General features: G+C 57.7%; 15 protein-coding genes. 5 read left to right on the forward strand and 10 right to left on the reverse strand.

Annotated elements, in window-relative coordinates; translation table 11 throughout:
• Window positions 1–57 precede the first annotated feature (57 nt).
• Both LDN84_RS15920 and LDN84_RS15925 read right to left on the reverse strand, forming a co-directional pair.
• A complete protein-coding gene (locus LDN84_RS15920; RefSeq protein WP_223904415.1) occupies window positions 58–3,216 on the reverse strand; it encodes an efflux RND transporter permease subunit in 3,159 nt (1,052 codons plus the stop codon).
• 7 nt (window positions 3,217–3,223) lie between these two features.
• On the reverse strand, window positions 3,224–4,408 hold the full coding sequence (locus LDN84_RS15925; protein WP_435405890.1) for an efflux RND transporter periplasmic adaptor subunit: 1,185 nt from the start codon (window positions 4,406–4,408) through the stop codon (window positions 3,224–3,226).
• A gap of 156 nt (window positions 4,409–4,564) precedes the next feature.
• Here LDN84_RS15925 and hpnC point away from each other — a divergent pair, with 156 nt between their 5' ends.
• Window positions 4,565–5,440, forward strand: coding sequence for a squalene synthase HpnC (gene hpnC, locus LDN84_RS15930; protein WP_223904416.1), 876 nt, complete (start codon window positions 4,565–4,567; stop codon window positions 5,438–5,440).
• Window positions 5,441–5,474: 34 nt separating this feature from the next.
• On the opposite strand, the gene LDN84_RS15935 is transcribed toward hpnC, so the two are convergent.
• A complete protein-coding gene (locus tag LDN84_RS15935) occupies window positions 5,475–6,470 on the reverse strand; it encodes a quinone oxidoreductase family protein (RefSeq protein ID WP_223904417.1) in 996 nt (331 codons plus the stop codon).
• Between the two features lie 115 nt (window positions 6,471–6,585).
• Here LDN84_RS15935 and LDN84_RS15940 point away from each other — a divergent pair, with 115 nt between their 5' ends.
• Window positions 6,586–7,488: a DMT family transporter gene (locus LDN84_RS15940; RefSeq protein WP_223904418.1), complete on the forward strand. Its 903-nt coding sequence runs from the start codon at window positions 6,586–6,588 to the stop codon at window positions 7,486–7,488.
• Window positions 7,489–7,840: 352 nt separating this feature from the next.
• Window positions 7,841–8,506, forward strand: a complete 666-nt coding sequence (locus tag LDN84_RS15945; RefSeq protein WP_223904419.1) for a PEP-CTERM sorting domain-containing protein — start codon at window positions 7,841–7,843, stop codon at window positions 8,504–8,506.
• A 212-nt stretch (window positions 8,507–8,718) separates the two neighbouring features.
• On the opposite strand, the gene LDN84_RS15950 is transcribed toward LDN84_RS15945, so the two are convergent.
• From LDN84_RS15950 to LDN84_RS15975, 6 genes are all read right to left on the reverse strand, one after another.
• Window positions 8,719–9,705: a Bug family tripartite tricarboxylate transporter substrate binding protein gene (locus LDN84_RS15950; RefSeq protein ID WP_223904420.1), complete on the reverse strand. Its 987-nt coding sequence runs from the start codon at window positions 9,703–9,705 to the stop codon at window positions 8,719–8,721.
• An 18-nt stretch (window positions 9,706–9,723) separates the two neighbouring features.
• Window positions 9,724–10,518, reverse strand: a complete 795-nt coding sequence (locus tag LDN84_RS15955) for an SDR family oxidoreductase (protein ID WP_223904421.1) — start codon at window positions 10,516–10,518, stop codon at window positions 9,724–9,726.
• 26 nt (window positions 10,519–10,544) lie between these two features.
• Entirely contained in the window at window positions 10,545–10,775 is a 231-nt protein-coding gene (locus LDN84_RS15960; protein ID WP_223904422.1) for a hypothetical protein, read from the reverse strand.
• Window positions 10,776–11,369 carry an SGNH/GDSL hydrolase family protein gene (locus LDN84_RS15965; protein WP_223904423.1) on the reverse strand — a complete coding sequence of 198 codons (594 nt, stop codon included), beginning with the start codon at window positions 11,367–11,369 and terminating at the stop codon, window positions 10,776–10,778.
• A gap of 136 nt (window positions 11,370–11,505) precedes the next feature.
• Window positions 11,506–12,456 (reverse strand): DMT family transporter, encoded by a 951-nt coding sequence (locus LDN84_RS15970; protein WP_223904424.1) that lies wholly within the window; start codon window positions 12,454–12,456, stop codon window positions 11,506–11,508.
• A gap of 71 nt (window positions 12,457–12,527) precedes the next feature.
• Window positions 12,528–15,008: a serine/threonine protein kinase gene (locus tag LDN84_RS15975; RefSeq protein ID WP_223904425.1), complete on the reverse strand. Its 2,481-nt coding sequence runs from the start codon at window positions 15,006–15,008 to the stop codon at window positions 12,528–12,530.
• Between the two features lie 274 nt (window positions 15,009–15,282).
• Here LDN84_RS15975 and ompR point away from each other — a divergent pair, with 274 nt between their 5' ends.
• Both ompR and LDN84_RS15985 read left to right on the forward strand, forming a co-directional pair.
• Window positions 15,283–16,014 carry an osmolarity response regulator transcription factor OmpR gene (gene ompR / locus LDN84_RS15980; RefSeq protein WP_223904426.1) on the forward strand — a complete coding sequence of 244 codons (732 nt, stop codon included), beginning with the start codon at window positions 15,283–15,285 and terminating at the stop codon, window positions 16,012–16,014.
• On the forward strand, window positions 16,001–17,395 hold the full coding sequence (locus tag LDN84_RS15985; protein ID WP_223904427.1) for a sensor histidine kinase family protein: 1,395 nt from the start codon (window positions 16,001–16,003) through the stop codon (window positions 17,393–17,395). The genes ompR and LDN84_RS15985 overlap by 14 nt, the downstream gene beginning before the upstream one ends.
• A gap of 55 nt (window positions 17,396–17,450) precedes the next feature.
• On the opposite strand, the gene LDN84_RS15990 is transcribed toward LDN84_RS15985, so the two are convergent.
• Window positions 17,451–19,865, reverse strand: a complete 2,415-nt coding sequence (locus LDN84_RS15990; protein WP_223904428.1) for a YgiQ family radical SAM protein — start codon at window positions 19,863–19,865, stop codon at window positions 17,451–17,453.
• Window positions 19,866–19,901: the final 36 nt, after the last annotated feature.

The raw sequence follows: 19,901 nt of genomic DNA on the forward strand, positions 1-19,901 counted from the left end.
TACAACAAGCGCTAGAAGCTATCATTAATATAGCAAACTTACAACCAGCCCAACTCACTACTTGCTGCTGGGTGTCACTCTAAACCAAGCCGCGTACATGGCGGGCAAGGCCAGTAGCGTCAGCACCGTCGCCACAATCAGGCCGCCCATGATGGCCACTGCCATCGGCCCCCAGAACACCGAGCGTGACAGTGGAATCATGGCCAGCACCGCCGCCGCAGCGGTCAGCACAATCGGGCGCAAGCGGCGCGTGGCGGCCCCCACAATCGCCTCCCAGGCCAGCACACCCCGGGCACGGTCTTGCTCGATCTGGTCAATCAAGATCACCGAGTTGCGCTGAATCATGCCCATCAAGGCAATCACCCCCAGCAGCGCGACAAAACCAAACGGCCGGTTCAGCAGCAACAGCGCTCCCGCCACACCGGCAATTCCCAGCGGCCCGGTCAGAAACACCAGTACCGCGCGGCTGAAGCTGTGCAACTGCAACATCAGCAAGGTGAAGGTAATAAACAGCATGATCGGAATACCCGCCACAATGCTTGAAGAACCCTTGGCACTTTCTGCCACGGCCCCTGCTACCTCAATGTGGTACGCAGCTTGCCCGGCTTGGGCCCACTTGGCTTCCAGGCTTTTAAGCTCAGGCAAGAGCTGATTGGTCACCGTCGCGCCCTGCAGGCCTTCCACCAGGTCGCTTTGCACGGTGATGGCGTAATCACGGCTCTCGCGCCACATCACACCCGGCTCCCAGGTGAACACCGGTTTGGCAATTTGCGTCAAGGGGATCGACTTGCCGGAGGCGGTGGGCACATAGGCGTTGCCAATGTCGGTGATGGCGTTACGCTCGTCCAGCGGCTGGCGCAGCACGATATCGATCAACTTGTCACCCTCGCGGTACTGCCCGACGATGCTGCCACTCAAAATGGTTTTGGTGGCCGTGGCAATCGACTGGCTGGTGACCCCCAGCGCCCGCGCCTTGGTTTGATCCACCTCCAGCCGCATGACCTTGATGGATTCGTTCCAGTTGTCATTCACCCCACGCGTATTGGGGTTCAAACGCATCGCTGCTTTCACCTCGTCAGCTCGCTCGCGCAGCACAATGGGGTCTTGCCCAATAACGCGAAACTGCACCGGGTAGGGTACCGGTGGGCCATTGGACAACAGCTTGACACGACCACGCACCTCAGGAAACTCCTGCGCCAGCAACGCAGGCAACTTTTTCCGCAAGACTTCGCGGGTGGGCAAATCCTGGGGCAACACAATCAGCTGCGAGACATTGGTTTGCTGGAACACCTGCTCCAGCGGCAGGTAAAAGCGTGGCACACCCGAGCCCACCCATTGGGTCACCGAACTCACCCCCGGTTCAGCCATCAGACGGGCTTCCACCCGTTTGGCCACCGCCTCGGTGGCGGCAAATGAGGAGCCTTCGGCAGACCACAAATCCACCATCAGTTCAGGCCGGCTCGAATCCGGGAAGAACTGCTGCTGCACCCGGCCCATGCCCACCATACCCAACCCGAACAATGCCACGGTAGCGGCAATGGTGATCCAGCGGTGCCGAATACAGGCGTTCACGGTCTTTTGAAAGACACTGTAGAACGGGGTGTCGTACATGTCATGGACACCTGGCTGCTCCCCGGCTTGCACCTGCACATGAGGGGGTGCTTTCAGGAACCGGGTACCCAGATACGGCACAAAATACACCGACACCATCCAGGACAGCACCAGCGCAATCACCGTCACCGCAAAAATCGCAAAGGTGTACTCCCCCACCGTGCTTTTGGCCAGACCAATCGGCAAAAAGCCCGCCGCAGTGATCAAGGTGCCGGTGAGCATGGGCATGGCGGTGATCTCGTAGGCAAACGTGGCCGCGCGCACCTTGTCAAAGCCCTCTTCCATCTTGCGCACCATCATCTCCACGGCAATGATGGCATCGTCCACCAGCAGCCCCAACGCAATGATGAGTGAGCCGAGCGAGATTTTGTGCAGCCCAATACCCCAGTAATTCATGGCCAGAAAGGTCATGGCCATCACCAGCGGAATGGTGATGCCCACCACCAAACCAGGCCTGGCATCCAGCATCCAGCGCTTGTACAGCGGCTGCTTGCCAGGGCGTTTGTGTAACCCCAGGCTGATGAAACTCACGGCCAGCACAATGGAAACCGCCTCAATCAACACCCGTACAAACTCATTCACCGAGGTGGCCACCGACTTGGGCTGATCCTGAATCTGCCCCAGCGTCACCCCCGCTGGCAAGGTCTTGCTGAGGTGTTCCGTGGTTTTTTCCAACGCTTTGCCCAGGGCAATGATGTCCCCCCCCTTGGTCATCGACACCCCTAGCGCAATCACCTCCTGGCCCTGATAGCGCACCTTGACGCTGGGCGGGTCCACATACGCGCGCTTGATATCAGCAATGTCCCCCAGGCGCAACTGGTTGGCTCCGGCACGGATCGGCATGGCACGCAACTCCTCAATCGCCTTGAATTGCCCATCCACCCGCACCTGCACCACATCCAGCGGCGTTTGCACCGCGCCCGCCGACTCCACCGCGTTTTGCTGACCCAGCTGGGCGATGACGGCATTCATGTCCAGACCCAGCTGCACCAGGCGCTTTTGCGAGATTTCAATGAACAGCTTTTCGTCCTGCACCCCAAACAGCTCCACCTTGGCCACATCAGGCACATGCAGCAATTGCTGGCGCACTTCATCGGCAAAGGTTTTCACCTCGGCATAACTGAAGCCTGGCGCTTGCAAGGCGTAAATCACGCCATACACATCGCCAAAATCATCGTTGAAAAAGGGCCCCACCACGCCTTGCGGCAAAGTGCCGCGCATGTCGCCAATCTTCTTGCGCACCTGGTACCACACGTTGGCCACGTCCGGGCCCCGTGCATAGTCCTTGATCTGGAAAGTGATCTGCGACTCGCCCGGCTTGGAATAACTGCGGATGATGTCCGAGTACGGCACCTCTTGCAGCGTGCGCTCCAGCTTGTCGGTCACCTGCTCGGCCATTTGCTGGCTGGTGGCACCAGGCCAGTAGGTGCGTACCACCATGGCACGAAAGGTAAACGGCGGGTCTTCATCCTGCCCAAGCTGAAAGTAGGCAGACACGCCCAACACCATCAGCACAATCATCAGAAAACGCGTCAGCGGCGCATGCTCAATAGCCCAGCGCGAGAGGTTAAAACCCTGTTCAGGGTGCAAGTGGCTTTCACTCATAACCCGCTCACTTGGCTGCTGCAGAGGAGGCTGCAGGAAGACTTTGAATTGCTACATTTTCAGGAGCTGTCTGCGCTTTACTGGTAAGCACTACAGGCACATTTTGTTTATAAATTGTGACTTTCTGCCCAGGTGCCAGCACATGGACACCGGCTACCACCACCTGCATGCCTGGCTGCAGGCCACTGGCGACCACCACGTCGTTGCCATCGGCGGTGGCAATTTGTACCACTTGCGGCTTGACCGTCATACTGGGCACATCCAGCACCCACACGGCACTGGACTGGCCTTGCTGAAACAAGGCGCTGGTGGGCAGCTTGATCACGGGTGCCCCAACGTGCTGCAGTGTGGCTGGCAGCACCGTCACGGTGCTGCCCAGGGGCAGATCGTCTGCACCACTCAAAGCCACTTTCACCGCAAAGGTACGGGTGATCGGGTCAGCACTGGCGGCCACTTCACGCACCACCGCTTTGAGCGTGCCCGAAGAAGACCACAAACGCACGGCCACGTCCGACCCCAGCTTGATGGCTGCCACTTTGTCCTCGGGCACGGCAAACACCACATCACGCGCACCATCCTGGGCAATCTGCACCACCGGGCTACCAGCGGCAACCACCTGGCCGCGCTCGGCCAGCACCGCGGTCACCACGCCCGACACATCCGCACGCAACACGGCATAGGCGGCCTGATTACCCTGAACATTGGATTGGGCTTGTGCCTGATCCAGCTGCGCCTGCGCCGCCTTGCGCACCGAGTCACGCCGCTCCAACTCTGCACTACTGATGAAATTCTGTTCTTTCAGTGACTGAAAACGCTTGAAATCAGCCACCGCCAAATCCCGGTTGGTCTGCGCTGCAGCCACTACGGCATGCGCTGACTCGGAGGCCAGCTGGAGATCTTGCGGGTCCAGCTGCGCCAGCACCTGGCCCGCTTTGACACGCTGCCCCACTTCGACCGGCCGCTCTATAAGTTTGCCGCCCACACGAAAACCCAAACGCGACTCCACCCTGGGCTTGACCTCGGCCGCGTATTCCAGCGCGGTCTGCGTGGTTTGAATACCCACCGTGACCACCTTCACGGACCGCACGGGCTCTTCTTGCACCGCCGGTTTGCTGCATGCCAGCAGAAAAACACCAGCCGCTATAGTCAGTGCCAAGCGACAGGGCCGAAGATACGCGCGCATTGAATTCATGGACAAACACTTTCAAACACATCAAATTAATGACCAAATGGTTATTAATTTTAGTAAATTGATTCACGCTGTCAATTACCTTGGACAAAATCTCCGCTGCAGCATAGTTTGGAGCCTTAGCCCCCTGAAGCAACGGCCGTCAACCCCACCGAGCACATGCCCTCAACCATGACCCAGAAGCAGCCTGCGCCAGCAGATGTGACCCACTACGAAAACTTTCCGGTGGCCTCGTTCCTGTGCCCACCGCAACTACGCCCGGCCATTGCCGCCATCTACCACTTTGCCCGTACCGCGGATGATCTGGCTGACGAAGGTGATGCCAACACCCCTCAAAGGCTGGCGGAACTGGGCCGCTATCGCGCAGATTTACACGCCGTGGTTGCCGGGCAACCCCACAGCAACACCTGGGCGCAAGTTTTTGAACCTCTGGCAGGGGTAATTCACCGTTTCAAGTTACCGGTGAACCTGCTGAATGACTTGCTCGATGCCTTTGAACAAGACATCCGCTACACCGCCGAACAACGCCACTATGCCACGGATGACGAATTGCTGGACTACTGCACACGCTCGGCCAACCCGGTGGGGCGTTTGCTGCTGCACCTGTACGGCATCACCGACGCAGCCTCATTGACGCAAAGCGACCAGATTTGCAGCGCCCTGCAACTGATCAACTTCTGGCAAGACGTGAGTGTCGACGTGGCCCGTGGCCGCTGGTACCCAAGCCAGCAAACCATGGCGCAATTTGGCGTGAAAGAGGCCGATTTGCAAGCCAGCAGCCACGCCGAAAACGCTAGACTTTTAATAGCTTCTTACGCAAGTAACGCGCGCTCCAGAATGCTAAAAGGCTCACAATTAGCCTGCCGCATTCCAGGCCGGGCCGGCTGGGAGCTGCGGCTGGTGGTGCAAGGCGGCCTGCGGATTCTGGACAAGATCGAAGCGCTGCACTTTGCCACCTGGCAGGTGCGCCCCAAGCTCGGTGCCTGGGACATCCCGGTGATGGTGTGGCGCGCCTTACGGATGCGCGCCAGTTGACATCAAAACGATGGAGGGCCTGCACCAATGGAAGTTACAGCGTCAACACCGTACAACCGGTGGTTTTGCGGGCTTCCAGGTCACGATGGGCTTGTTGCACGTCTTCCAGTGGGTAGCGTTGTGCAATGTGAATCTTGACTTGGCCACTGCTCACCACGGCAAACAAATCGTCCGCCATGGCCTGGGTGGATTCACGGGTGGCAATGTGGGTGAACAGGGTTTGCCGCGTCACATAAATCGAGCCCTTGGGGCCCAGAATGCCGGGTGCAAACGGTGCCACCGGGCCGGAAGCATTGCCAAAACTCGCCATCAGGCCAAACGGTGCCAGGCAATCCAGCGACTTGTCCCAGGTGTCTTTGCCCACAGAGTCGTACACCACTTTCACGCCTTGGCCGGCGGTGATTTCCTTGACTTTTGCTAGGAAATCTTCTTTTGAATAATTGATAGCAAACTCTGCACCATTGGCAAGCGCCAGAGCACATTTTTCATCAGAACCCGCCGTACCAATCAGGCGCAAACCCAAGGCTTTGGCCCACTGGCAGGCAATCAGGCCCACACCACCCGCAGCGGCATGAAACAGCACAAAATCCCCCGGCTGGAGCCCGCCTTGGGGCAGGGTACGTTTCAACAGGTACTGCGCCGTCAGGCCTTTGAGCATCATGGCCGCGCCGGTCTCAAAGCTGATGGCATCGGGCAACTTGCAGACACACTTGGCCGGCATCACCCGCCGCTCGCAATAACTGCCCGGCGGCTGGCTGGCATAGGCAGCACGGTCACCCACTTGCAGATGTGTCACACCCTCGCCCACCGCCTCGACCACACCCGCAGCCTCCATACCCAACTGCTGCGGCAGGTTCATGGGGTACAGGCCACTGCGTTGGTACACGTCAATAAAGTTCAGGCCCACCGCATGGTGGCGAATGCGGATCTCGCCCGGGCCAGGTTCACCAACCACCACACTGACCAATTGGAGTTCTTCCGGGCCGCCGTGCTGTTCAATACGAATTGCACGTGATGTCATCTGGGTCATGAGTTTGTCCTTTATAAAAATGAAATGTTGCCACGAAAACGATTCTGCTGCTTGCCTCATAACCCGCTCATACCCATGGCCATGGGTCAAAGAAATAAGCTGCCAAAATACCCGGATGCACCCCAAAATCAATCTTAAAACTGCCGCCCTGCTCACGCTACCGCCCATGTTATGGGCCGGCAACGCGGTGGTAGGCCGAGTGGTCGCGCCGCTGGTGTCGCCCATGACGCTGAATCTGTTGCGGTGGGCCGTGGCCTTTGCGCTGCTGCTGCCCCTGGCCGCACCCGTGCTGCACCGAAGCAGCGCCCTGTGGCCCAGCTGGCGGCGCTTTGTGCTGCTGTCGATGCTGGCCATTGGCGGCTACAACGCATTGTTGTATTTGTCGCTCAACACCTCCACACCCCTCAATGTGACCTTGGTCGGCTCCAGCACACCGGTGTGGATGCTGTTGATTGGCCGGGTGTTTTTTGGCACGCCTATCTCCCATAAACAATGGCTGGGTGCCGTCATGTCCATTGCCGGGGTGATGCTGGTGCTTTGCCGGGGTGATCTGGCGGTGCTGCTGCAGGTCAGACTGGTGGCGGGAGATGTCTACATGCTGCTGGCTTCTGCGGCCTGGGCCTACTACAGCTGGATGCTGGTGCACCCCACCACCGAGCCGCCCGAGATCAAACGTGACTGGTCGGCCTTTTTGCTGGCGCAGATTGCTTTTGGCTTGGTGTGGTCCAGCCTGGCTGCAGGAACCGAATGGGCACTGGGCCTGGGCCGGCTCCAGATCAGCTGGCCCATGGCGGGCGCACTGATGTTTATATCGCTGGGGCCGGCTTTGTTGGCCTACCGGTCCTGGGGCGCAGGCGTGTCACGCGCCGGCCCGTCGGTAGCAGGTTTTTTCATCAACCTGACCCCGCTGTTTACCGCCGTACTGTCAGCCGCTTTTTTGGGTGAACTACCCCACCTGTACCACGCCCTGGCATTTGTGCTGATTGTGGGGGGCATTGCGGTGTCGTCACGGCGCTGAGCTTCTAACCAAACAGGCTCATACGTCACGGTTTGGGGTTTTTGACCCCTGTCAAATGAAGCATGATCCGCAGAGGACTACTCTGGTTGAATTGGTCGCCGTGTCGTGTTGCTGACTGACGACATGCCTTGGTCAGTGTTGTCAGGATGCCATTGCTGATTCGTGAACTATGACCGATTTCACCACTTCAACCATGGGCAGACGGACCAAGGGCATGGAACACCCTGCTTTCCTCTTTAGACTTCACTCATCGTGAATCCGGGCTGTGTCTGTGAAATTGCGTCTTGGCAAATAAATCAGGACAGTGGCATTGAACCTTCCGTCTTAAATGTTCCATTTTCTGAGTGACATTATGAAATTCTCTAAGCCCCTTATCCATATCTGCCTTAGTGTGGCGGCATCTTGTGCTGCTTTTTCTGCTTCTGCACAGACAGCCATCTATTCACTTGATAGCACGGCAGTTAGTGCATTTGGTGCTGGCTCGTATGGAAAAGTCACTTTGACACAAAGTTTTTCTGATGTTCTTGTAAGCGTCTCGCTTCGCAACGATTTGAACTTTGTGGATACCGGGTCCCACTCCGCTTTTTCTTTTAACCTTGGTGGTGTTTCATCGGCAAGCGACATTACAAATATCACCTTTGCCAATGGGCTTGGGAGCGTTTTTGGTGTGAGTTCGGGCACAACCAATGCGCCTTTCAGCAAATTCACCTATGAAATCAATTGTGTGAGTAACTGTGTAAGTGGTGGCTCTGGCGGTGGCTATGTAGATCCATTGAGCTTCAAGGTGCACAACGTCACACTTTCCAGCTTTAATCAACTTTCTACAGGCCATGGTACGGCCGCTTACTTTGCCATGGATGTGATCAATGGTCACGGCAATACCGGAACCATTGGTGCCATATCGGCAGGGGTTCTTGCCCCAGTGCCGGAACCAGAAACTTACGCCATGTTGTTAGCCGGCTTGGGCCTGATTGGAAGCATCACACATCGTCGCAAGCAAAAGACATTAACAGCCTGATTGGTCGAAGGCAAAAATGCACAAACGGGGGCTTAGGCCCCCGTTTGACGTTGTAGCTGTTGGTGGATGATTGACCCATAACACGCATGTCTGTGGCTTGCCAGTGCCACCGTCCATCACCGGGTGACCCGGCTGCCTGCCCCAGTTACTCATTTTGCTTGGCCGGGCAACCGTTTTAAAAAAAGAACACCTTCGGCGCCCTTTGTGGATCTTTACTGCGCCTTGAATCCACTTTCCTTGATGATGCGCGCCCAGGTTTGGGCATAGGCATGTTCACGGCTGGTCAACTGGGCTTGTGTCATGTAGCCCACGGTCAGGCCCATGGTGCTCAATCGCTCCCGTACCTCAGGCAGGGCCACCACTTTGGCAACGGCGGCAGAGAGCTTGTCGATGGTGGCTTGTGGCGTGCCTTTGGGGGCAAAAATGCCGTAGTAGGGCACGTCTTCAAAACCAGCCAGTCCCAACTCAGCAAAGGTGGGTACATCGGGTAACGCCGCCTGGCGTTTGTCGCCCAGCACCGCAACCACACGGATCTTGCCGGCTTTCTGGTTCTCGATAAAGTCAGGCACCGACCCCACACCGGCATGGATCTGATTGCCCAGCATATCTGCCATCATGGGTGCGCTGCCACGGTACGGCGCAGCCTGCAGATCAAGCTTGTACTTTTGGCCAATCACCTTCACCAGAAACTCCGGCACAGAAGCTGGTGCAGGCACACCCACCGTGTCTTTACCCGCGCCCTGCTTTTGCACCCAGGCTACATAGTCAGCCATGCTCTTGGCCGGAGTTCCCCCCGATACGGCCAAACCGTTCACAAAGGTGGCAAAACCAGCGACCGGCACAAAATCCTTGGCCGAATCGTAGCCAGGGTTTTTCACCACCAGAGGCAATATCGAGATGGTGTGATCATGCGACAAAAACAAGGTGTTGCCATCGGGTACAGCCGCCTTGAGCGCCTGCGCGGCAATCTGTCCACCGGCTCCGGCCTTGTTTTCCACCACCACGGGCACACCCAGAGGGTCTTTGAGCTTGTCAGCCAGGATCCGGGCAATCGCGTCAGTGCCCCCACCGGCAGGAAAACCCACCATCAATTTGACCGGGCCAGTCTGCGCTTGCACCACACCGGCGGCGAGCAGCGTGCCCACGGCCAGCGTTTTCGCCAGGTGTTGAAGTAATTGACGAACCGTGAACTGAACCATTTAAAAACTCCTAAAAAATTAAAACGTACCTGAAAAAGCACCGCCATCAGCCAGAATATTTTGCCCGGTGATGTAACCCGCCTGCTGGCTGCACAAAAAAGCACAGATGGCACCAAACTCCTCGGGTGTTCCAAACCGCTTGGCCGGAATGGTGTTGCATCGCGCAGCAGCCACCACCTCCACCGTTTGCCCGGTTTTGGCAGCCACACCTTGAAATACCGCTTGCAACCGCTGCGTATCAAACGCGCCGGGTAACAAGTTATTCAGGGTGACACCTCTGGCAGCCAGGCCGGTGCGTGCCAGTCCAGCGACAAACCCGGTCAAACCACTGCGTGCGCCATTGGACAAAGCCAGTGCGTCAATCGGTGCTTTCACGGCACTGGAGGTGATGTTGACCACCCGCCCAAAGCCACGCGCCGCCATGCCATCGACCGTGGCCTTGATCAACTCAATGGGGGTGAGCATGTTGGCATCCACGGCGGCTATCCAGTCGTCACGTCCAAAGTTGCGGAAATCCCCGGTAGGCGGGCCACCGGCGTTGGTAACCAGAATGTCAAAGTCGGTGCGCTGGGCCCACACCGCCTCCCGTCCGGCGGTGGACGTAATATCTTGAGCAATAAATTGCACTTTAGCGCCCGTGATGTCTTCGTAAGTAGCTCTCAATTTTGCAGCAGCCAATGCCAATGCTTGCTCACCACGCGCCACCATCAGCACGTTCACACCTTCAGCCACCAAGGCTTTGGCGCAGCCCAGACCCAAACCTTTGCTGGCACCACACACCAAAGCCCATTTACCGGTAATACCCAAATCCATACACCTGTTCCTTCAGTCAAAAGGGTTCATGAACTGGCTTTGCAAGCCACACCAGCCGCCACCGGGCTGGCCGGGTGCGCCACAACCGGCTCGGCCAGCGCGTTAACCACCGCCTGGGCCAATACATCATCTGCACCATGCAAATTGCCTTCCGCACCATACCCGAGCTCGGTCAGCATATTGGGAAAATTGCGACCCGGAGTGATGTTGAATGGATCGGCTTGTGACCCAAAAATGGCTTTATAGCGACTGATCACCTAGTAGCCCAAAAAGGCTGCGTTGTCATAAATCACCCGGTTGCGGGCGTTCCAGCCGTCCACCTGGTTGGCCAGAGTGGCCCCGATATCGACCCAGAAATAACGCGCATCCGGTGCCAGTGCCTTGAGCTGCCACATCAGCACTTGTTGACTGTTGGCAAAAGATGTCTCCAACTGGTTGGTGCCCAGCACCACAATCACGGTGTCAGCCTTGGCAATAAAGGCGTGGTCTTGCGCCACGCTTTGCAGCGCACTTTGTTTGATCTGAATACCTGGCGCGGTGATGGATCGCCCTACGTCAAAGCTGATAAGAACCTGGCTACCAAAACGCTCACTTAACCGGGTCGCCAAACCCGCCCGCGACAAACCGTAACTGATCGAGTCGCCCAACACATAGACCGATTGGTTGACCGTCCGGGCCGCACCAGGCAAGCCCGATGCGTCTGGGCTGCATAGCGGGCTGGACACCGCCACCAGAGGCCAGCCCAATACCACCCAAGCCACCACCCATACACGCCCGCCAAGCTGATGCAGTGAGCGCCATAACAGGGAAGGAAAAGTGGAAAACACCATCGTCCGCCTTTGCTCAGTCATAGGTTTTAAATCCAAAAATGGGGGACAGTTTGAAGTCAAAACCGGCCATGAGTTGGTCATCATGGACAGCACCCAATGAATTGGATGACAAAAATCTGTCCATGGGTCTTGGCCAGTTTAGCAATCTCCTGGCAGGTCAGCCCCCTGCCTGCTCACGACCTGACTGAACAGACCGCACCGCCACAGGCCGAGCGCGGCTGCTAAACACAAAAATACCCGCAACCACCAGCACCGTACCGGCGGCCACCCAAACGGTGAACGGCTCACCCAGCAGAAGTATGCCCATCAAAATGGTGGACATCGGGCCAACCATACCGGTTTGTGCAACCAAACCAGCGCCAATACGCTCAATGGCCATCATCACCATCAACACGGGTGCGGCAGTGCACAGTGTGGCATTCAACACAGACAGCCAGAGCACCTCTGGAGCCACCATGGCAGCACTCATTGGCCGCAACACCACAAACTGGCCAATACACAGCACACAAGCCACCGTGGTCGCCAGCCCGACCAGCCGCAAGGAACCCAGACGTTTGACCAGTTCACCACTGAAACTGAGGTAGAGCGCGTAGCTTACTGCACTGCCAAAAACCAGAAAAGCACCCCAAGCCGCGTTGGCCCCTTCCAGCTTGATCTCATGGCCAAACACCAGAATCACGCCGGCATAACTGATGCCCATGCCGAACGCCTGGCGACGACTGATACGGCGTTGGTACAACACCAGCCCAAGCAGCAACACCAGCGTGGGATTGAGGTACAAAATCAGTCGCTCCAGAGAGGCACTGATGTGGGCCAACCCGGCAAAATCCAGATAACTGGCCAGGTAATAGCCCGTAAAACCCAGACCCAAGATGCCCCATCCATCATGCCGGGTCAGCGCGGGTTTGCCCCGGCTGGACCACCAGGCCATCAGGGCAAAAATGGGCAGCGCAAACAGCATGCGGTACATGATGAGCGTGACCGCATCCACCCCGTAGCGGTAAGCCAGCTTGACGATGATCGCTTTGCCGCTGAAGGCCACCGCACCCAGCGTTGCAAGCAGCAAACCGTTTACTATATTTTCAGGAGCTACTTGCGCTTTATTCATAAGCTGTACAGACCAATTTTTCTTATTTTTTAATTCAGCCAGAACAACCTGCCTGACCACCCATCCACACCTCAAGAAGACTGGGATTGCCGAAACGCCATGACCGCCTGATTACGCAAAGTACGCAGCAGCGCGAGTTCTTTTTCACCCAGCTTCAAACCACCAATTTCTGCCATGTCTGCATAGATCAAGCCAAAAGGTCGGCCTTTGAGCACCAAAGGCAGAATCAGAAAAGTCGGGGCATTAAAAAACTTGATATACCACGATGGCAAGCGACTGGCCAGGCGTGGGTCGCGGGCATCCGAAATCAGGGTATCCGCCCCCTTGGCGCAGATGGTGGCAAACAAATCGGGCACCGTGACACCGCTGAGGGGTACACAAAATGACTTGACCACACCTTCCACCCCGGCCCCCAAGCCAAAACGCCCCGTGAGGGTGTCTGTTTTGGGGTCGCGCATGCAGAAAATGATGCGGTGAAACGCCAGCGCCCGGAACATGGCCTCCAAAATCATGCGCACGACATCGCTGAGCTTGAACTCCTCCACCATGGCATTGGTAATGTCCTGAACACCTGCCGTCAAGGTTTGTGCAACTTGGTCAACCGCTTGCTTGGCTTCTGAATGAGCCGAGTGGCGCACGGGCGCTCGCGCGACTTCGGTGGCCTGCAATTCACTGGAAAACAGTGCGTCATGATCGCGCTGGGTGTACTCCACATGCAACTCATCGTCTTCGGGGGGATTGATGAGCAGATGTGCTGCAGGCGAATTTTTGCGCACCCGCAAATCCATGGCATCGGCCAAATCAACCAGTTTTCTGCGTGCCGTGGTGGTGGCAGCCTTTACCTGACTGACCGACATGCCCAGCGCCTTGTTGAATTTTTTTGCGGCCGCATCCAAAACCAGTTGCACATGCTCCGGGTCGGCGTGCATCATGCCATCGGCCATGTCATTGGCCGCACGCGCCGCCCAGCGCAAGCGGCTGAGTGCCTCGGTCGGCACACGGCTGGGAGGATCACCTGCCGGAAGCTGAATACAACGCTGAATACTTTCAGGCAACCCCCAGGAGCGGGCCACACCCATGCCCAAAGCCTCAAAACTCATGCCCAAGACGCGGATGGACGCGGCTTCTTCACTGACCGCATGGTGCGGGGCATGTACTAGGGCGCGGATACCCGCCGCTTCCTCCGGAAAATAAAACTGCGTCAGCATGCGCCCCAGATTTTGAAACAACGCGCCAATAAAGGCCTCTTCCCCTTCATCGCTGGTGGTGGCCAGTTCGGCAGCAATGGAGCCAGCCATCAGCCCCCGCAAAAACTCCTCTCGAAGCAAATGGGCACTGGTTTTGTCTTGCATGTGCTCCAGCAGCACCAGGCTGAGCGCCATGTTGCGTATGCCGTTGAAACCCACCAGTTGCACGGCGCGTGACACCGTGCCAATGCTGTTGCCCCGGGCGTAATGGGCACTGTTGACCAACCGCAGCAGCTTGTTGGTCAGAGCCACATCTTTCAGTATTTCATTGGTGATGCTGCTGATGCTTTCTTTCTCTGACGTGGCCATGCTCTGGATACGCACCACCGACTCCGACAGGGCCGGAAAATCGGTCTTGTTGCGCATACGGCGCAACAAAAACTCCAGCGTGCTGTTGTTGCCTGCCGAGGCCTCCGCAGGCGTGGCCGCAGCCAGGTGAGACTGCCAAGCTTGCAAGGCTGCCAAAAAAACCTCACTGGAGGGATAACGCTGCTCGGCTTTGGAATTCAAGGCACGCAAGACCACCGCCTTCAACTCATCATCGAGCCGATCAAACAAGGCCGCTGGCAGTTCCAGGTTTTGGAAGGCGGCACGGTAAATAGCCCGATAAGCATCCTGCTCTGGCTGCAAGGGCTTGCCCCATAACAATTCAGCCAGCATCAACCCTGCGGAAAAGACATCCATCGAGGGCGACACGGGAGCCCCCCGCGCAGCCTCCGGGGCCATGTAAGCAGGTGTGCCAGCCATACCCGCACCGGTGCTGGACGGGTCTGCGCTGATGCGCTGGGCAATACCAAAGTCCATCACCCGTGCGCGCCCACTGGCATCCAGCATGACATTCGACGGTTTCAGGTCACGGTGCACCACCCCTGCGGCATGGGCTGCCACCAGTGCCCCCAGCACATCCACCATCAGGGCCACCGCCTGCGTGACAGGCAGCGCCCCCTGGCTGGCCAGCAACTGCGCCAGGGTCTGTCCGGCTACATATTCAAACACCAGAAAGGGCTGCTGGTCTTGGACATCCGCCTCGAATACCGGCACGATGTTGGGGTGTGTCAGACGGCTCACGGTGCGCGCCTCGGACAGCCACTGCTCCAGGCCTGAGGTATCTGACGCGCGCATCGGTTTCATCAGCTTGATGGCCACCTCACGCTCCAACCGGGGATCAAAAGCCAGCCAGACTTTGGATTGCGCCCCTTGACCCAGCAAGCGCCGAAGCTCGAACCGGCCCAAGGTACCCGGTGCGGCCAATTGGGCACCACTGGCCATGCGTTTGAGGGTGGAGAGTGGTGAGAAATCAGGCATGGCAAAGATAGATACGTGGTCTTGGAACTTTAATTCAACTGCAGCGGGTCATTCAGGCAGCTTGAACATTTTGATAAAAAACACCTGTAGCGCTTATCCATAAAGCGCCCATAGCTCTACAAGTTGTAGTGATCTTCATGGTTTGAGATGTCGGCCTGCAAGCTTAATGATCTTCACGAATTTGTAACAACATGTGAAAGCCACTTAAAAAGTGCTCACTTGCAACATTGAACCACGCAAAATCGCGCTGTTACAAATTGATTTGGATCTTAGTATGACCGTAAACCCTGATCGCGTTGACAAAATTCTGGTGACCGATGACGACGCACGCATCCGTGACCTGCTGCGCCGCTATCTCACCCAGGAAGGTTTCGAGGTGCTGCAGGCCGAGGACGGCAAATCCCTCACGCGGGTACTGACGCGCGAACCCGTCGACCTGATCGTGCTGGATTTGATGATGCCGGGCGAAGACGGCCTGTCCATTTGCCGACGACTACGGGCAGCCAACAACCACACCCCGATCATCATGCTCACCGCCAAAGGCGAGGACATTGACCGCATTGTTGGACTCGAAGTGGGGGCCGACGATTACCTGTGCAAACCCTTTAACCCACGCGAGCTGCTGGCCCGTATCCACGCCGTGCTACGCCGTCGTCCACCGGTCGAAGCACCAGGATCCCCCTCGGCAGAAAATGAAACCATCACCTTTGGCCCGTTCAGCTTTGACATGGGGGCACGTATTCTGCTTAAAAATGACGAAGAACTCACCCTGACCACCGGTGAATTTGCCATGCTCAAGGCCTTGGTACGCCACCCGCGCCAACCCTTGTCACGCGAAAAACTGGCCCAACTGGCCCGTGGACGTGAATTCGAGCCGTTTGACCGCAGCCTGGACGTGCAGGTATCGCGCCTGCGCAAGCTGATTGAAGACGATGCCACCTCCCCCCGCTACATCCAGACCGTCTGGGGTGTCGGCTACGTCTTTGTGCCTGATGGCAACGCCTAAATTGGCCTTCCTGCCTTACCCGCCGGAAGAAGAAAGCAAACCTTCACGCACCGCCGGTTTAAGCCTTTTCTGGCGCACATTTGTGTTGCTGTCACTGCTGCTGGTGGGCAGCGTGTTCGCCTGGACACAAACCCTGCGGGAGCTTGAATCCGAACCCCGTGCCATACAAACGGCACGCCAGATCGCCTCGCTGGTCAACCTCAGCCGCGCTGCGGTGATGTACACCGATGCCATCACCCGGGTGTCCCTGTTCAAAACCATGCGCGATGAAGAGCACGTGGTGATTGTTCCGCGCGAACCCAAAGACCTGATTGAGCCCATGGAAAATGGCGAGCTCAACCGCTTCATCTCTGAGGAACTGACCCAGCGCCTGGGGCCGGGTACGATGGTGGCAGGCCGGGTCAATGGCAAGGATGGCTTATGGATTGGTTTCACCATCGACAAGGATCTCTTCTGGCTGCAAACCAACCTGGAACGGTTCGATACACCGGCGGGTAAAACCTGGTTGATCTGGCTCACCACGGCCGCAGCCTTGTCACTGGCCGGAGCCGCCTGGATTGCACGCTTGATCAACCGACCCTTGAAAGACCTGTCCTTTGCCGCCAGCCGGGTCCGTGAGGGTGACTTTGAAGCCAGCGAGCTGGACGAATCGGTTGCCACCAGTGAGATCCGCGAGGTCAACGTGGGTTTTAACCGAATGACCCAGAAGCTGGCCATGATCGAGCAGGAACGCGCCGTGATGCTGGCAGGCATTTCCCACGACTTGCGCACACCCTTGGCACGCCTGCGGCTGGAAACCGAGCTCAGCGTGACAGATATCCATGCCCGCGAAAACATGGCGAGTGACATTGCCCAGCTGGATGCCATCATTGGCAAGTTCCTCGACTACGCCCGTCCAGGCAACATGGAGTTGACAGCGGTGTCGCTGAACAAAACGGTAGAAACCTGCTTGCTCAGCCTGAAAAAGCGTCCCGATATTGCCTTCAAGGTTGCGATGGAGGACCGTTTGCTGGTGATGGCCGACGAGGTGGAACTGCAGCGCATCATCACCAACCTGCTGGAAAACGCTGCCCGCTATGGCAAAAGTATGGACACCGGCATGGCTGACATTGAAATCTCAGCGCGTGGTCTGGATAAGCAGGTACTACTGCGCCTGCGCGACCATGGCCAGGGCGTGGCCGCCGATCAGCTCAAACAACTCACCACCCCCTTTTTCCGGGGTGAAGCGGCACGCACCTCGGCCAATGGCACCGGGTTGGGCTTGTCCATTGTGGAGAAAACGGTCTCACGCATGGGGGGAAAACTGGAATTAAGCAACGCCAACAGCGGTGGCCTGTGCGCCAACATCCGGCTGCAACGCGCTCCAGCGGGCTCAACGTGATTCACCACGCCCCCAGCATCCCCACAACAGCCGGAAACCGGCGTGTGACAAAACCTCAGCGTGGCCGGTGATTGTTGAAGTTTTTGGGCGGAGCCTTGCTGCCGGTGGCGCGTGGTGGCAAACCACTGTGCTGGGTCAACAACTGGCCCGGTTTGGGTGTTTGCACCGCCTTGACCACCCCTGGACTGGAGTTTTTCCGCCGCGCACTGGTGTAACTGCCATCCGTCACCGGCTGGAAGCTCGGAATCAGGTGGTGTTTGCCATTGCCGATCAAATCGGCCCGCCCCATGGCCTTGAGTGCCTCACGCAGCAGCGGCCAGTTGTTGGGGTCGTGGTAGCGCAAAAAAGCCTTGTGCAAACGGCGGCGTTTTTCACCACGCACTACGTCCACCGCTTCAGCCCGCTCGTCGCGGTGAATGCCTTTGAGCGGGTTCAGATCGGTGTGGTACATGGCGGTGGCGGTGGCCATCGGGCTCGGGTAGAAGGTTTGCACCTGGTCAGCCCGAAAGCCGTTTTTCTTCAGCCAGATCGCCAGATTCATCATGTCTTCATCGGTGGTGCCGGGGTGCGCGGCGATGAAGTAGGGAATCAGAAACTGCTTTTTACCGGCCTCGGCATTAAATTTGTCAAACAACAGCTTGAACTTGTCATAGGTGCCAATGCCGGGCTTCATCATCTTGGACAGCGGGCCTTGCTCGGTGTGCTCTGGCGCAATCTTCAGGTAGCCCCCCACATGGTGCTGCACCAGCTCTTTCACGTACTCGGGACTTTGCACCGCCAGGTCGTAGCGCACGCCGGAGCCGATCAGGATTTTTTTGATACCTTTGAGCGCCCGACCCCGCTTGTAAATCTGGATCAACGGATCATGGTTGGTGCCCAGGTTCTGGCAAATACCGGGGTAAACACAGCTGGGTTTGCGGCAAGCCGCCTCAATTTCGGGGCTTTTACAACCCAGTCGGTACATATTGGCCGTCGGCCCGCCCAGGTCCGAAATGGTGCCGGTAAAACCCTTGACCTTGTCGCGCACATCTTCAATCTCTTTGATGATCGAGTCTTCCGAGCGGCTCTGGATGATGCGCCCTTCATGCTCGGTGATGCTGCAAAAAGTGCAGCCACCAAAACAGCCACGCATGATGTTGATGGAAAAACGGATCATCTCCCAGGCCGGGATTTTGGTGGCGTGGTCATGGCTGCCGTTCTCATCGGCATACGCCGGGTGCGGGGCACGGGCGTAAGGCAGGTCAAACACCTGGTCCATTTCAGCGGTGGTCAGCGGAATCGGCGGCGGGTTGAGCCACACGTCACGGGCGGTTGCGCCGTCCCCGTGCGCCTGCACCAAGGCACGGGCGTTGCCGGGGTTGGTTTCCAGGTGCAGCACGCGGTTGGCATGGGCATACAGCACCACATCCGATTTCACCTGCTCATAACTGGGCAGGCGGATCACCGTGCGTGCGCGTGGGGGCAACACCTGCTTGCCTGCACGCTGGGGCAAGGCCGGGTTGTGCATGAACGTGAGGGGGTAAACACTTGCGTCACCCCCAGTTTGAATTCTTTTTTGGTCTGTAGCGCCCGTATTACTTGCGTAAGAAGCTATATTTTTTATAGTACTTTGCACATCCCCCTGCGCCGCCTCTTCTTTGGCGCAAGTACTGCCCTGCGCCAGCGCTTGCTCGGAAGTGGTTTGGTAGGGGTTGAGGTGTGGCTCCACCTGGCCGGGCTCGTCTACCGTGGTGGAATCCATCTCAAACCAGCCCAGGCGGGTGGCATCATCCGAACGGCGCACAAAGGCAGTGCCACGCACATCGGTGATCTGCTCGATGGGTTCACGTCGACTCAGCCGGTGGGCAATTTCCACAATGGCGCGTTCGGCATTGCCGTACAGCAGCAAGTCACACTTGGCATCGACCACGATGCTGCGGCGCACCTTGTCGCTCCAGTAATCGTAATGAGCAATACGGCGCAAGCTGCCTTCGATGCCACCCAGCACAATCGGCACGTCCTTGAAGGCCTCGCGGCAGCGCTGGCTGTAGACAATGGCCGCACGGTCGGGCCGCTTGCCGCCCACATCACCAGGGGTGTAAGCATCGTCGGTGCGAATTTTGCGGTCTGCCGTGTAGCGGTTGATCATGCTGTCCATGTTGCCCGCCGTCACACCCCAGAACAGGTTGGGTTTGCCCAGGGCTTTGAAGGGCTCGGCGCTTTGCCAATCGGGCTGGGCGATGATGCCCACACGAAAGCCCTGGGCTTCGAGCATGCGGCCAATCACCGCCATGCCAAAGCTGGGGTGATCCACATAGGCATCACCGGTGACGATGATCACGTCGCAGCTGTCCCAGCCGAGTTTGTCCATTTCGGCACGACTCATCGGCAGAAACGGGGCCGTGCCAAAACGCGCCGCCCAGAACTTGCGGTAACTGCTCAGGGGTTTGGCGTGGCGCGGAAAAAAAGAGACATCAACAGGGGCGTTCATCAGCACTCACACGGTGTAAAAGAGCGCCGAGTGTAA

It is taken from the genome of Rhodoferax lithotrophicus (assembly GCF_019973615.1).
GTDB lineage: Bacteria > Pseudomonadota > Gammaproteobacteria > Burkholderiales > Burkholderiaceae_C > Rhodoferax > Rhodoferax lithotrophicus.